General features: G+C 51.4%; 12 protein-coding genes. 6 read left to right on the top strand and 6 right to left on the bottom strand.

From position 1 onward, the window contains the following. The gene (locus tag ACI1P1_RS16670) at positions 1 to 1,494 is read right to left on the bottom strand and encodes a tagaturonate reductase (protein ID WP_416217552.1); all 1,494 of its coding nucleotides are present in this window, start codon (positions 1,492 to 1,494) and stop codon (positions 1 to 3) included. A gap of 287 nt (positions 1,495 to 1,781) precedes the next feature. Then, a complete protein-coding gene (locus ACI1P1_RS16665; RefSeq protein WP_416217551.1) occupies positions 1,782 to 2,306 on the bottom strand; it encodes a DoxX family protein in 525 nt (174 codons plus the stop codon). Between the two features lie 65 nt (positions 2,307 to 2,371). On the opposite strand from ACI1P1_RS16665, the gene ACI1P1_RS16660 reads away from it, so the two are divergent. After that, complete coding sequence (locus tag ACI1P1_RS16660; RefSeq protein WP_416217550.1) at positions 2,372 to 3,556, top strand: DUF3048 domain-containing protein; 1,185 nt, start codon at positions 2,372 to 2,374, stop codon at positions 3,554 to 3,556. A 234-nt stretch (positions 3,557 to 3,790) separates the two neighbouring features. On the opposite strand, the gene ACI1P1_RS16655 is transcribed toward ACI1P1_RS16660, so the two are convergent. Beyond that, positions 3,791 to 4,294 (bottom strand): aminotransferase, encoded by a 504-nt coding sequence (locus ACI1P1_RS16655; protein WP_416217549.1) that lies wholly within the window; start codon positions 4,292 to 4,294, stop codon positions 3,791 to 3,793. Between the two features lie 295 nt (positions 4,295 to 4,589). Between ACI1P1_RS16655 and ACI1P1_RS16650 the strand changes: the two genes are divergently transcribed. The 4 genes from ACI1P1_RS16650 (at position 4,590) to rlmD (ending at position 8,526) form a co-directional block, all read left to right on the top strand. Next, positions 4,590 to 4,880: a YerC/YecD family TrpR-related protein gene (locus tag ACI1P1_RS16650; RefSeq protein ID WP_113022910.1), complete on the top strand. Its 291-nt coding sequence runs from the start codon at positions 4,590 to 4,592 to the stop codon at positions 4,878 to 4,880. 323 nt (positions 4,881 to 5,203) lie between these two features. Further along, positions 5,204 to 5,989, top strand: a complete 786-nt coding sequence (locus ACI1P1_RS16645) for a sirohydrochlorin chelatase (protein WP_416217548.1) — start codon at positions 5,204 to 5,206, stop codon at positions 5,987 to 5,989. A gap of 14 nt (positions 5,990 to 6,003) precedes the next feature. Then, positions 6,004 to 6,918, top strand: coding sequence for a diacylglycerol kinase (locus ACI1P1_RS16640; protein WP_416217547.1), 915 nt, complete (start codon positions 6,004 to 6,006; stop codon positions 6,916 to 6,918). A gap of 12 nt (positions 6,919 to 6,930) precedes the next feature. Beyond that, positions 6,931 to 8,526 (top strand): 23S rRNA (uracil(1939)-C(5))-methyltransferase RlmD, encoded by a 1,596-nt coding sequence (gene rlmD / locus ACI1P1_RS16635; RefSeq protein ID WP_416217546.1) that lies wholly within the window; start codon positions 6,931 to 6,933, stop codon positions 8,524 to 8,526. A gap of 403 nt (positions 8,527 to 8,929) precedes the next feature. On the opposite strand, the gene ACI1P1_RS16630 is transcribed toward rlmD, so the two are convergent. Together ACI1P1_RS16630 and ACI1P1_RS16625 are read right to left on the bottom strand one after the other, a co-directional pair. Beyond that, positions 8,930 to 10,099, bottom strand: coding sequence for a DUF4179 domain-containing protein (locus ACI1P1_RS16630; protein ID WP_416217545.1), 1,170 nt, complete (start codon positions 10,097 to 10,099; stop codon positions 8,930 to 8,932). Further along, entirely contained in the window at positions 10,086 to 10,619 is a 534-nt protein-coding gene (locus ACI1P1_RS16625) for an RNA polymerase sigma factor (protein WP_416217544.1), read from the bottom strand. Before ACI1P1_RS16625 ends, ACI1P1_RS16630 begins: the two co-directional genes overlap by 14 nt. 1,151 nt (positions 10,620 to 11,770) lie before the next feature. Here ACI1P1_RS16625 and ACI1P1_RS16620 point away from each other — a divergent pair. Beyond that, on the top strand, positions 11,771 to 13,726 hold the full coding sequence (locus tag ACI1P1_RS16620) for a carbohydrate-binding protein (protein ID WP_416217543.1): 1,956 nt from the start codon (positions 11,771 to 11,773) through the stop codon (positions 13,724 to 13,726). A 61-nt stretch (positions 13,727 to 13,787) separates the two neighbouring features. Here the strand turns inward: ACI1P1_RS16620 and ACI1P1_RS16615 are convergent, their stop codons facing one another. After that, a complete protein-coding gene (locus ACI1P1_RS16615; RefSeq protein ID WP_416217542.1) occupies positions 13,788 to 14,543 on the bottom strand; it encodes an alpha/beta hydrolase in 756 nt (251 codons plus the stop codon). Between the last annotated feature and the right edge of the window lie 25 nt (positions 14,544 to 14,568).

Genomic DNA, 14,568 nt, shown 5'->3' with positions numbered 1-14,568 from the left:
TTAGATCACGTCCTTCAGTGTGGCGGCTACGCCGTTAGTCAGGATGCTGTGCAGGTAGTCGGATACCAGAGCAGTGAAGCCTTCAACCTCGTTCAGGTTCTTGCCCCACATTTCGGTGTGGGAGAGAACTTCTTCAACCAATGCGCCAGCTGCTTCGCGGCTGCCGTCGTACTTGCTCCACAGGGAAGCGAACATTTGCAGGACCGGAAGATCGTCATTGATTTGGTACTCGTTGCCGGCAGGGCGTTTGCCCACCAGAGCATTGTCCTTCAGCTCAGTGCCTTGGTAGAAGGCCAGCAGGGCAGCCAGGGAGAAGGAAAGCACCTTAGGCAGCTCGCCCTTGCGGTTCACGTACTCCAGAATGGACGGCAGCACGCGGGTCTTGAACTTGGAAGTGGAGTTCAAGGAGATGGACAGCAGATAGTGACGGATGAACGGGTTGGCAAAACGCTCGGTAACAGCTGCAGCAAATGCCTTCAGCTCGCTATCCGGCAGATCCAGAGTCGGGATCACTTCGTTGTAAATCCCTTTTTCCATGAAGGAACGGATCAGCTCGTCGTCCATGCACTCCTTGACAGTGTCCAGGCCATACAGGTAAGCAGCCAGCACGGTCATGGTGTGGGCGCCGTTCAGAATCCGGACCTTACGGGTACGGTACGGAGTCATGTCGTCGGTCCAGATCACGTCCAGGCCAACCTTGTGGAACGGAAGCTCCTCGGCAAAACGCTTGTCGCCTTCAATTACCCACAGGTGGAAGATTTCAGCGGTGTTCAGCAGCTTGTCCTCGTAACCCAGCTTTTCGGTCAGAGCCGCGATTTCGTCACGGGGATAGCCGGTTACGATACGGTCAACCATCGTGTTCAGGAAGTAGTTGCTGTTCTCAATCCAGGAGATAAAGCCGGCGCCCAGGTTCCATTCTTCAGCCAGACGGAGCACGATTTTCTTCAGGTTGTCGCCATTGCGCTCAATCAGCTCGCAAGGAATGATCACAAGACCCTTGTCTTCAGCGCCGTTAAAGGCGGTGAAGCGTTTGTGCAGAAGCACAGTCAGCTTGCCGGGGAAGGTTGCAGGAGGAGCGTCGTCATAACGGTCCTCGGCGGAGTATGCGATGCCGGCTTCAGTGGTGTTGGAAACCACGAAGCGCAGATCCGGGCTCACAGCCAGCTCCAGGTAAGCGGCGAAATCTTCATATGGGTTAATGCCGCGGCTGATGCAGGAGATGATGTCCTTTTCCTCAACGATTTGGCCGTTTTGGATTCCGCGCAGCAACAAAGTGTACAAACCGTCTTGTTCGTTCAGCATCGGAGTCAAGCCTTGAGCGATGGGTTGAACCACGGCAACCCGGCCGTTGAAAAGGTTTTGCTCGTTCAGCTTGTGGATCATCCAATCCACGAAGCCGCGCAGGAAGTTGCCTTCGCCGAATTGCAGTACTTTTTCCGGCAAAGCAGCAATTGCTTCCGGGTTGGCCAGCTGAGTTTTAGACAATGCTGTCATTTGGGTAGTGCCTCCTAGTAAGTAAGTATAATTTCACGTTATTGTTAACGTGTGCATGATCAAAGTATACCATATGAATGGGGGGATGGGAATCCCTCTTTTGGCGCTTGTGACAGCTGTCACAAAATATCCACCCATGATTCCGCTTCATTTGTCAAAAAAGACGAAGGCCCTTTCGGTAAAGGAAACGGAAAGAACAGAGCGGCCTCCAGATGCGGTCCCGGTGAAGTCCGGAGCCGGTTACCCGGGGGTGCCTGTTCCTTCCGGATGCAAAATGAATAGGGATTCTAGGCTCGTCCTCTGGCCGTATCCGAATCGGAGCCCCGTTTAATCTTAAAGACCTTGCGCAGATACGGAAGCACAAAATAGTCGCCGCCGAACCTTCCCGAGTTGGAGCTGCCCAGCAGGATCAGGATGCTGAAGATGATCAGCCAGGGGTTGGAGGACACGGTGCCCGCCAGGAGGAACATGAAGTTCATCAGCATGCCGAAAAAGGCGGCGACTACGGTAAAGGTACCCAGGATAAGCCCCAGTCCCACCAGAAATTCGCCCCACGGGATCAAAAAGTTGAATAATTTGGCATTGGGTAAAGCAAAATGTTCAAGAAACGAAACGAAGCGGGGGTAGATGGCCTCCTTGGTGGCGCTGTCTACGGGAGGTTTGGCGATGGCATTCTTCAGGAAGCCCGAGGCGTCGAAGCCTCCGGTGATTTTGTGCCAGCCTGCGTCCAGCCATTTCCAACCCAAGTAAATCCGGGCGATGAGAAGCAGCACGGAGGCCACTACACTTTCTCTTAACCATCTGGTAATCATAAGCTTGCCGCCTTTCCATCGAAAATTTTGGTTGCCCAACACGACCTAGCAGAAAAGAGGGATTGATGATGAGAAAAACAAGGCTTCCCGTGCTCCCCGGCATGTGTATGCTTGCAGGTGTGCTGGTTTTTGCCGCTGGCACTGAAGTGTCTGACGCTTCCGCACTCCGCGTGCCTGTGGCCGCAGGGCATGTCCGGTCCGAGGCGCTGCCCGAGGATGACCGGATGAAAGCCGATTACAGTGTACAGTTTCCCCTAACGGGGTTATTTTCAACCGGGCAAAAGGATGCCCGCCCCATCGCGGTTATGGTGGAAAATTCACCCGCTGCCCGTCCCCAAAGCGGACTCGGCGATGCAGATGTGGTGTATGAGATTCTGGCGGAGGGGGATATCACGCGTTTCGCCGCTTTTTACCACTGCCGGAGTCCGGTGAAGGTGGGGCCTGTCCGGAGCATCCGGCCATATTACGTGGATGTGGCCGCTGCCATGGATGCGGTGCTGGTTCATGCAGGTTGGAGCCAGGAGGCGATGAACCGGGTGGACGCCGGGGGTGTGGACCACTTCGACGAGGTTTATGGGGACCGGGTGTACTATTGGCGTTCCCCGGACAGGAAGCAGCCGCATAATCTGTACACTTCTATAGAAGGGATACGCCGCGGCATGGACAAAAAACAGCTCCGTACCGCATGGACTCCCGTGTTGCCAATGTTTGAAGCAGGAGAGGCCCGCGGGGAGGCGCGGCCTTCCGGAGCAGAGGGGAGAGCAGCCGGTGCGGAGGGGGAGGCAGTTAGCGGCGAACCGGCAGGCTCGGCGTCGGCCGATGCTTCTGTAGCTGCGGGGGCCGGAGGAACCGGCGAAGCGGTGCGGCTGCCGTACTCTGCCGGGTACGCGGTGAGCTATAGGTATGATGCCGCATCGGGCCAATATTTGCGCTGGATGAATGGCGTGCCCCACACGGATGCGGAGACGGGGCGGCAATTGGCCGCGGCCAATGTGCTAATCTGCCGCTCCAGCCACAAGGTCACAGACAGCGCAGGCCGCCGCCGGGTGGATGTGCAGGGGCCGGGCAGCGGCTACGTCCTGAGCGGGGGCAAGGTGCAAGCCGCGGTCTGGCAGCTGCGGGACGGGCTCGTCCGCGCCTACGCCGCAGACGGGCAGCAGGAGATCACCCTCGCCCCGGGAGTCACGTGGATCCAGTTTGTGCCCGAGGCAATGGCGGTGGAGCTGGCAACGGAACTGAGAGGCTCTTAGCGGGCGAAACCGGGGGTTTGCCGGCTGTAACGGAAGTGAGTGACCGTTAGGGAGGGGAATCTCCCGAAATCAGCCACCAATTGTGCTGTAAGGGCCGCTGAGTTCCGTAAGATTACAGCGGAGGCGGTTTTGGGGCTGTAAGGGCCGCTCAATTCCGTAAGCGGAGGTGGCCGGTGTTATAAGCAGATGCGGAGGGGCCGCATATCCGCCCCTCCCTATGCCGCCCCTCAACGTTTACCTGCGGCGGCTCTTATACCGCGTCCCGGTCCCCTTGCGGACCACGGGGCGCTTTTTGCTTTTGCCGCTTTTGCGGCTGTTTTTGCGCTTGCGGGAATAACCCTTGCCCTTGCTGACGGAGTTGGCTGCCGCCTTGGCCCCGAAGGAGCCCATCAAGAGCTTCAGCATCGGCGCCATCTGCTGGAAGCTGGAAACCATCTTCTGCACGCGGGTCATGGTGCCCACGATCCCGTCGATGCCGCCCATTTTGTCCACAAAACCCTTGATCTGGTTCATGTTGAGGGAACCTAACAGCCCGCCTCCCCCTGAGCCGCCGCCTCCTCCTGCCGCACCCCCGCCACCGCCGCTAATGAGCTGGGTCTGGGGCGAATAGGGAACAGGCATGTTGGAAACGCCGCCCATATAGGGGTTTTCCAAACCGGGATAAGGAGAGCCGCCGGGATACTCGTTGTACGCGCGAATTTCCGGCCCATAAACATCCTGCTGACGGATGTACGCCATTTCGTTTGGTCTCACAGTTGTCACAACCCTTTTTTGTGTTTTTCCCCGTACCGTTCGGGCGAAGCTGGCTGCAAAAGTGGTGGGGGGCTTCACTTATCGGGGCGAATTTACTATAATCTATGTCATGGGCAAACGTTTGGTATAGACGAATGTCCCGGTTGGTGCTGTCTTTTCAGTTTAGTCCGGTGACGCATAACAATTTTACAGTTTTGAAATTTTACAACCGCAAAGCAGGGATTCGCCAAAGAACGTCGAAATCCATCTAAGCCACAGTGAAGAGCAGGGGATGATGAGGATGCAGCTGAAGAAGCTGAACGATAAAGCCATCGAGCAATTATTTGAAGCGATTCTTACCTTGAAGGATATGGAAGAATGCTATGTGTTTTTTGATGACCTGTGCACCGTCAACGAGATCCAGTCTTTGTCCCAGCGGCTTGAAGTAGCCCGGATGCTGCGCAAGGGCTGCACCTACAACCAGATTGAAGCGGAGACCGGGGCCAGCACGGCCACCATTTCCCGGGTGAAAAGATGCTTGAATTACGGCAATGACGGGTATAAAATGACATTAGAACGGCTGGGCAGATAATCCCCGGCCGGTGAACTTTTTCCGGTTGGCTCATGCCCGGTTTTGAAAGCGCTCCGCTTCATCGCGGAGCAGATACGGCGTGTTGAGAACGATGAAGGAAGCTTCGCTAAGAAGCTTTTTTCTGCTGTTAAGAATGATTTTCCTGGCCGGAAACAGGCTGTGCTTCTTTACCGGATCAAGAAACGGGTCCCGTCTTAAGCGGACGGAGCAGCCGTTTCTTCTCATGTTCGCCTGATTTCCCGCTAGTCGGTTTGACTTTAAAAATTCCTTCCGCTAGCATGGTAGTACGTCCGCTATGTCATGACCGGGAGGTGCTTTGTTACATGAGCAAGTTCGGTGTAATGGTCATTAGCCACGGATCGCGCAGCAAGGAATGGGTCCGCCTGGTAGATGATGCGGTGGCCCAGGTCAGGCTGCCTGCGCAGGTTCCGGTGGTGTCGGTGTTCTTGGAGCTGATCGAGGGGCGCCTGATCCAGGATGGTATACGGATGCTGGAGGAGATGGGCGTCACGGATATTGTGGCGGTGCCCTTGTTTATTTCCTCGGGCAGTACCCATATCGACGAGATCAGCTACGCGCTGGGCGTCATCGACCATCCAACCCTGCCGACGGATATGGTACCGTTCGAACGGAAGGCAGTCATCCATTTTACCCCCCCGATTGATGATGATCCGGAGATTGCCGGCATACTCTATGAGAAGGTCCGGGAGCTGTCCGCAGACCCGTCCCGGGAGCTCTTGCTTCTGGTGGGACACGGTTCTGTAGAGAAGGGCTTCCACGGCCGTTGGCGGCAGGTTCTGGAGGGACTGGCGTCCCGTGTGCAGACGCTGGGAGGCTTCGATGCGGCGGATGCAGCAATGCTCCTGCCGGACCAGATCAACTTCAAGCTGCGGCTTTGGCAAAAGCGTAAACCCGGCCACCGGGTGATTGTGGCGCCGCTGTTTTTGAGTGAAGGATATTTTACCAGGGAGGTTATCCCTTCCCGGTTGAAAGATTGGGCTTACAGCTATAACGGACGGGCGCTGCTGCCTCATCCCCTGATGTCCGGGTGGATCGAAGGCCGGGTGCTTACCGTGCTGCGGGCCAAAAGTGAATTGATTCTGCGATAACGGGTGAGTGGAGAATGGCCAAACGTGCAAGACTGATTTACAATCCGACGTCAGGGCGGGAGGAAATGAAACGGCGCCTTCCGGAAATTCTGCAGCGGTTGGAGCGGGGAGGATTGGAAACCTCTACCCACGCGACTACCGGCGAAGGGGATGCGACTTTGGCTGCGGCGGAAGCGGTTGAACGCGGATTTGATGTCATCATTGCCGCCGGCGGGGACGGCACCCTCTATGAGGTCATCAACGGGATGGCTGAACGGGAGAACCGGCCGCCGTTAGGCCTTCTGCCCTTGGGCACCACCAATGACTTTGCCCGTGCCATGTCGATTCCGAAGAATCTGGAGGCCGCCTGCGATATCATCATCCACGGGGCCACCCGGGTGATCGATCTGGGCAAAGCCAATCAGCGGTACTTCATCAATATCGCCGGAGGGGGCTCCTTGACGGAGCTGACCTACGAGGTTCCCAGCAGGCTGAAGACCATGCTGGGCCAGCTGGCTTATTATATGAAAGGGCTGGAGAAGCTGCCACGCCTTCGCCCTGTTGAGATTGTCCTGAAATCCGAAGACCGGGAGCTGCATGAAGAGGTAATGGTGTTCCTCATCTCCAATACCAATTCGGTGGCGGGCTTCGAGAAGCTCTGTCCCGACGCGGCGATTGACGACGGACTAATGGACATCATTCTGGTCAAAAAATGCAATCTGGTGGAAATGATCCGTGTGGTGACACTTGCCCTGCGGGGAGAGCATCTGAACGATCCGCATATTATCCATTTCCAATCCAAACAGATCCAAATTACGTCTCCGGACTATACCCAGCTGAATCTGGACGGGGAATTCGGCGGTACACTGCCGGGAACCTTCTCGGTGCTGCCCTCCCATCTGCAGATTCTGGTGGACGAAACCGGCAATTCCAAATATAAAGGCAAATAACGGAGGCTTTACATGAAGAAGAACGGCAAGAACGGGCGGCAACGCAGCCCAGAAGCGGGCGGCAGACCGTCCGGCAGCCGCGGCGGCAGCAGTCAAGCCGGCAGCGGCCGTCCGAATGGCAGGCAGGATGGCCGGTCAGTAAGGGCTGCAGCTGTGGATGCTCCCTTATCCGTGGGCCAGGTGGTGGACGCGGAGATTATCGGAATCGGACATGACGGAGAAGGGGTAGGCCGGACGGCGGACGGCTTTACCCTTTTTGTGCATGGGGGACTGCCGGGTGAGCGGGTTAGTGTCCGGGTGGAGCATGTGAAAAAGCAGTTCGGCTACGCCAAGCTGCTGCATGTTGCGGGCCGAAGCGCTGACCGGCAGGAGCCCCCATGCCCGCTTTATACGGAATGCGGCGGCTGCCAGCTCCAGCACATGGGCTATGAAGCCCAACTGCGGCAAAAGCGGAAGATCGTGGTGGACGCCCTGGAGCGCATCGGCAAGCTGAAGGTAGCGGAAGCAGGGGAAGCGGCGGTTGGGAATGGGGACGAGCCATCCGAAGAAGAGCAGGGTTCTTCCGGGATTGTGGTCCATCCCACCATCGGTATGGAGGATCCTTGGCGTTACCGGAACAAGGCTCAGGTGCCTTTTGGACAAGTAGAGGGCGGACTGGTTGGCGGCTTCTATGCCCAAGGCAGCCACCGGATTATAGACATGAAGGAATGCCTCATCCAGCATGAGTGGAATGACCAGGCGGTAGGTCTGGTGAAGTCTCTCTGCGGGGAGTTGGGCATCCGGGCGTATGATGAAGAGACAGGCCGGGGTGTGATCCGCCATGTGGTGGTCAAGGTGGGCTTCCGCACGGGAGACATCATGGTGGTGCTGGTCACTAACGGAGACGACTTCACCCGCCGCCGCGAGCTGGTGGAGATGATCCGCCGGGAGCTGCCGGGGGTCAAGAGCATCTGCCAGAATATCAACACGGCCAAAACCAACGTCATCTTCGGCCCGCGGACAGAGGTGCTGTGGGGCGAGGAATATATCTATGATTATATCGGGGACGTGCGCTTCGCCATCTCCGCCCGGTCCTTCTACCAGGTGAACCCGGTGCAGACGGAGCGTCTGTACGGCAAGGCACTGGAATACGCAGCTCTCTCCGGCGGCGAAACCGTCATTGATGCCTATTGCGGCATCGGCACCATTTCGCTGTTCCTGGCGCAGCACGCGGAGCGGGTCTATGGCGTCGAGATCGTGCCGGAGGCCATCGAGGACGCGCGGCGCAACGCGCAGCTGAACGGCCTGGAGCACAAGGCCGAATTTGCCGTGGGCGCAGCCGAGACTGTCATCCCGGCCTGGGCCGAGTCCGGCATCCGCGCCGACGTCATCGTCGTCGACCCGCCGCGCAAGGGCTGCGACCCGGCCCTCTTGGACTGCATCGCCAAGATGCAGCCCCGCCGCGTCGTCTACGTCAGCTGCAACCCGGCCACCCTGGCCCGCGACCTGCGCATCCTGGAGGATGCGGGCTACCGCACCGTCGAAGCGCAGCCGGTGGATATGTTCCCGTGGACGGTGCATGTAGAATCGGTAGCTTTGTTGGTGAGGAGTAGTGTAGCCAACACATAAACTCCTGCTATTACAAATAAACTCCTGCTATTACAAATAAACTCGTGCTAAAAATCGAATAAAGTCGTGATAAATGAGAAACCAACTATGATGGTGAGAAGAAGCGGACGACGCCTGAACCTGCCAGTAAACATGGCAAACGGAATTGCCGCTACAATGGAACCAACAGCATAAGAAGTTACTAACCGACCAGCCATCCCTTTGCTAATGTTTAACCCTTCTGCGAGATTCGTTTATAAATGATAAAAATAATGAGCACTATGTGAATTTACAAGCATTCTTTGAGTTAGTCCAGACAAGGGTTAAAGCATTAAATAAAAAGACGAAGCCCATTATGGCTTCGTCTTTAGTAGATTTGCATACCCATTTAAACCTAGATATTAAGGTCCTTTTTACAGATGAACTATTGCACCGAAAATACAGTCTCTAGCTCAGGGATGTATTCCTTGACCATATCTTTGACTTCCACCCGTCCTTTAGCCTCAGGTGGAGTTTCACCTAGGGATACAACTAAGTACGGTTTGATGATTATGGTACGTGGTAGAGTCTTGAACGGTTCAAAACGAATATTATAAGATTCGCTAATAGGGTGATAACCAATGGGCTTCAGTTGAACGCCATGTTCATCCACAATGTCATACTGAAGAGCGATGATGCTCCCGTTAGCACCCTTGTATTTCGAAGGGATAGAAGCGAGCATTTCTTCTATGCTTTGGCCCGATTTAGTTTTGTACTCAACGGATAACTGCGTTGTGATTGGGGTGATTTCCACCTTACTAATCTGCAAGTTAATGTTATCGTGATGCTTGGTCTCCTCTGAAGTTAGAACGGTAACGGGTGTTGATCTTGTAACAGGCAGAACAAATTGGAACGGGACATCGTAGCCCTTTAATGTTACGTTTACAGTCAAGTCAAACTGATCAGGGAACTGGATAGTCTGTGTTGTTGTGAGCGGCTTATAATAAGTGCTGAGAACCTCAACCATTATGCTGGAAGCAGCCTCCCCGTCCATATGTTCGTAATTCCAGAGTAGAGGTTGGCCTTTATAAAGAACCTCAAACGTATCCACCTCCCCTTTATTGGCATCAGAAGGCATCGAATTGGGCTTGGAAGCCAGAGTGTTTCCAGGAGTGGTTATGTTCATAAGAATTCTGGTCCCATCAAATAACAACGTTGGTATATTCATTGTCAAATTGCCATGGGTCACGCTTTGGTTTACGTTTGTGATGAAATCCTCGGCTTGTTGAATACCGGGATCTCCGTTGTTTTCTCCCCATAATGAATAGATTTGTCCCAAAATCGGAATTTGCTTGAGTGCATTAGCCATTACGGGCGATACAAAGCCGGAAGCAATGAGGGCAAGTCCAAGGATTGCAGCGGCTACAGTGGAACCCCACCGTTTATTAAAAGTTCTTGATACCTTTATCTTTCTCTGAAGGGGGGGGATGGAATTATTGGTTTCCCTGATGATTTGGTAAGTCTCATTCAGCTTGGAGCGAGTAATATCCGATAATTGATTGGGAAGTAGGCTTTGGCAGTTTTTTAATTGTTCTTCTAACTTAGTGTTCACCATGTCGCAACTCCATTTCATGATTGATTTGAGATGAATGCTTTAGCTTTTTGCGGGCGCGATGCAGCCGGGTCTTCACGGCTATTGTAGAAATTTTGAGAATATCGGAAATTTGACTGATCGGCATGTCCTGTAAGTAATGAAGGAGAATGACAATCCGTAGGTTTTCCTCAAGATGTTGAACAGCATCCCATAATTCAATTTTCTCATAATCCTTGGAAAGGGAGGGGACGTCGGGAAGCTCTCCGTAAGGGAGGGCTCTTGAACTGCTTTTGACCATTTTGTTACATTCATTAATCAGAATCCGAAAGATCCACGTTTTGAAATAAGCGGGCTCTCTGAGTGTATGGATCGACTTAAAGGCTTTAAGCATCGTCTCCTGCAGGGCATCTGCACAATCTTCGTCTTTGTTGACGATAGACCGTGCAGTTCTATATAACGGTAGCTCTATCTCTTGCATCAACTGCATGAATGCTTCAGGATCCCCGGTTTTGGCTTTGACGACAATAGGATCTGTATGCAAGGGTTCACCTGCTTTCTTGAATAACAGTATTAGAATATTCGTAACGTTACATACATTAGATCGCGTAAGTAGCTAGAAGGTTACATTGGAAAAAAACAACGTATTCAAGGACTGTCGCCCGTTTGTAAGAACGGGGCCAAACAAGGGCCAGGCAAGCAAGCTCCCGAGCGAAAAGAACAAACAAGTTGTGATACCAAGGGGAAGTACCAGAGAAATTATCAATAAAACCCACCCGTCACGGGTGGGCCTTTTTTTGCTTATCGAAGTTTTTTCTGAAAACTCTTCTTGAAGGCAATTGGTATTCCACAGTCATTGGATGAGGGCACATGGTATAAGATTTGATCACATTGAGTACTCCACACAGGTGGAGTGCGTAATAGGACTACGTCGAGCCGATACCTAGAAGTGCTGAATTATCTGTGTTCTGCGACTTATGCATCGTTTACAACTGATGGAAGGGACTACAGAAGAGAACGCCATTCCTCGGCGTTCTCTTTCTCTACACATATTTTCAAAAGGCGGTGCTCTGAAACACAGAGGCAACCGCCTTTGCGGTTAATCGCTGCCTAGAGGAAATGTATGAGAGCCATCACCGTTTGAATGATCAAAGTCCATATCCATTTCAGCATTACCATCAGAGTCAAAATACCACAGGAGTCCCATCTTCCTTTGTTTCGTTGTAGTTTTTCATGATAATGAAAAAAATTGGAAGAGTTGAAGGATCTGCTTTTTGTGGAAGGACGTGAACAAACAAACCGGCTAATACCTTGCATTTCAAATTTCCGCCTACCCATTTCACATTTTACTTGATATTTACATTGTAAGTGCTATCATTATACTTATAAACCCATAATATGTATTTATATTCCATAATAACGATGATAAACAGTGGCTCAAAGGGTAAACAAGACGGTTTGACCCCTATATGTAGTGGTTTTGGAGCAAAAAAAGGCTAAATTTGAGGCGAAAAAGTGCAAATTTAGCCCTTTTTTGTGATTTTCATAGATGACAAAGTGCGATATTTTCCAAGTGCAAATAGCGCAGACAGGAATATATCGACTTTATGAAAGGGAGTGATAGAGCATCGCTGGTGAATCATTATTCACTGATGACAGAGTGTTTTCTAAAAAACTACGAAAGAGGGTTTATTTATGTTGAAAAGGTTAAAACTATTAAGCTTAATGATTTGTATGCTGGCCAGTCTGTTAACTGTCGTTCCTTTGACAGCAAGCGCGGCTACCATTGTAAGCTATCCATTACCGTCGAGCTATACCACGACCAGTCAATACACGGTAACAGCAGACTCTACGAATATACCGGTCATCGACACTTCGGAGGTATTTGTAAACTATAACTATTGTAATTTCTCTTTTTCAGGGACGACTACAATCACCATAACAGCAAGCGAACCAATCAATACATATCGAATTTCTCCCCTGGCTTTGGGAATCACGGCAACGAAGAGCGGCAATACACTTACCTTTACACTTTCATCACCACAATATCTGATCGTTAAAATCAATAACCTGAAGGATCTGGTTATTGCGGCAGATGCGCTTGAAACCAATGTTCCGGCTTCATCCGGTACAGGCATATACAATGTTAAAACTCAATACGGTGCCGACAGTACCGGGAACGCTATGGCTACAACTGCCATACAAAATGCCATCAATGCGGCTAACGCAGCTGGTGGCGGTATCGTATACGTTCCAGCCGGAGTTTATAAGTGCGGAAACCTTGTGTTAAAAAGTAATGTTTCGGTTTATTTGGAGGGTGGTTCGGTTATAAGGGGTTCAGGAAATCCAAACGATTACACGACCCATTTTCATAAGAATTCTCTGAATAAGGATGGAACATGGTTTATTTATACCGAAACCAATGCAAACAATATTAAGATATACGGCAGGGGAACGATTGACGGCAATGGCCATTATATGAGGAATACAAACAATTATTTGAACAATATTCTTGTACCCTTGCAGTGCAGCAACTTCACGGTTGACGGCATCACCATAAGAGACAGCGGTGGCTGGGCTACCATCGTTACAAGATCTAATAATGTAACCTTCCAGAATACAAAACACTTCAACAACAATGAACATGATTATGAAAATGATGCAATCGACATTCAAGAGAGCCAGAATGTACTCATCAAGCACACTGTAGCCGTATCGGAGGATGACACATACTCCTTTAAGACATGGGATGTAGCAACTACGGATATAGCCGCAAACTGGCCTGGAAGTCCTGAAAGCCAGTCCAATGTCGTTGTAGATGATGCTTTAGCTTGGAGCAGATGTGGAGCATTCAAGGTTGGAGATGGAGTGAAACAGCTTCAGGATGGCATCGTTGTTAAAAACTCTTATGTATACCGGTGCTGGCGCGCTGTAGCGGTGGGTCATCTTTATGGGACTCCGGCAGCTCAAAACATCATTTTTGACAATATAGATGTAGAAGGCTTCTGGCCAAGATCCGGTGTTCACTCCAGGTGGTTTGATCTTTCTGCAAAAAGCGGTCCGATCAAAAATGTGGTCTACAATAATATCAATTTACGCGCTTTAGGTGAAGTTTCCATAATGAAGGGGTGGAGTGACACCTCTACTGTCTCCGGAGTTACAATAAACAATGTTCGCGTCGGTGGAGTTGCGGCAACGACATTGGCAGAATTGCAAATCACAGATACGAACAGCTATGCTGCAGCTCCAAAGTTCAACACATTGAAATTTGAAGCGGAAGGCTATAATCTGAGTTCTGGTGTTATTTCCTATGAGGCATGCACGGATGGCGGGCTGGATGTTGGCGGAGGGAGTAATGGTGACTATATCGCGTTTAAGAATGTAGACTTTGGCAGTACAGCTAAAACAAGTATTGATTTGAAGGTTGCCTCCGCTAATTCCGGCGGAAGGATAGAATTTCACCTGGACAGCCCTACAGGCACTATGTTGGGTTATTGGACGGCAGAAAGCACAGGCGGATGGCAGACATGGTCACTCAAGAATATCCCGCTTAATGCCGGGACAGCTGTAGGAACCCATACGGTATATGTTACTTTTGTGAAGTCAGATTCAACCACAGTTGCAAATTTAACTTGGTTCCAGTTTAAATAGATGCAATAAGATGGATAAAGGGGTATATCACATGATATGCCTCTTTATCAACTTTGCAGTGCTACACTATTTTCCCCAGGTCGTGGCCAATCTCCTCGAATTTCCTGTACTCATGCGGGATATTCAACGAATCCATATATAAATGTAATATTTCATTATCGCAAAATAAAATGTCAGCTGTCCCGATATGAATATCAATGTTTAGTTTGCCGCGGATTTGCTCCGCATTTTGCCGTACCAAGCATAAAATATTGTTTTCCTCCAAATACCATTCTTCTCTCAACATATCCTCGTATACCCCGATGACTTTCTCCGGTGTTACCCCCACAGTCCGGTATTCTTTAAAATAGAGATGGTGATAGGTTCCCGCGTATGCGGTTACGGAACCAAACAGCCCGGGGTGCTTAACGGCATAATAAAACGCCATGTTGCCGCCCATCGAAAACCCGGACAGCATTCTGTTCTCCCGGGTGGTGTCTGTTCGGTACTGACTATCGATATGGGGGATCAATTCCGTAATAAGGATGGATTCAATTTGCAATAAGGCATCGAAATAATTCTCTTCCGACGAAATCGCGTTGATAAAAACAGTAATGGCCCGTCTGTTTTTGCAGACCTCCTCCAGCGGCCAGATCTCGGAGGACTCGTTGCCCGTCCAACCGTGGATGTGGTACACAACGGGATAGGTTTCGCCGCAGTCTGTGTACCCCGGCGGAAGATAGATGTTATAGCCGATTACGTGATGTAATAGGTGGCTGTAAAAGATTTTATGAGTCATATGTTGAGGTGATTCTGCTGGTGGGTTTACAAAGTTCATTTAACATGCCTCCGATATTGGCTGC

Source organism: Paenibacillus mesotrionivorans, from assembly GCF_046098205.1.
Lineage (GTDB): Bacteria > Bacillota > Bacilli > Paenibacillales > NBRC-103111 > Paenibacillus_AR > Paenibacillus_AR mesotrionivorans.
This window is presented reverse-complemented; position numbering and strand designations above follow the sequence as displayed.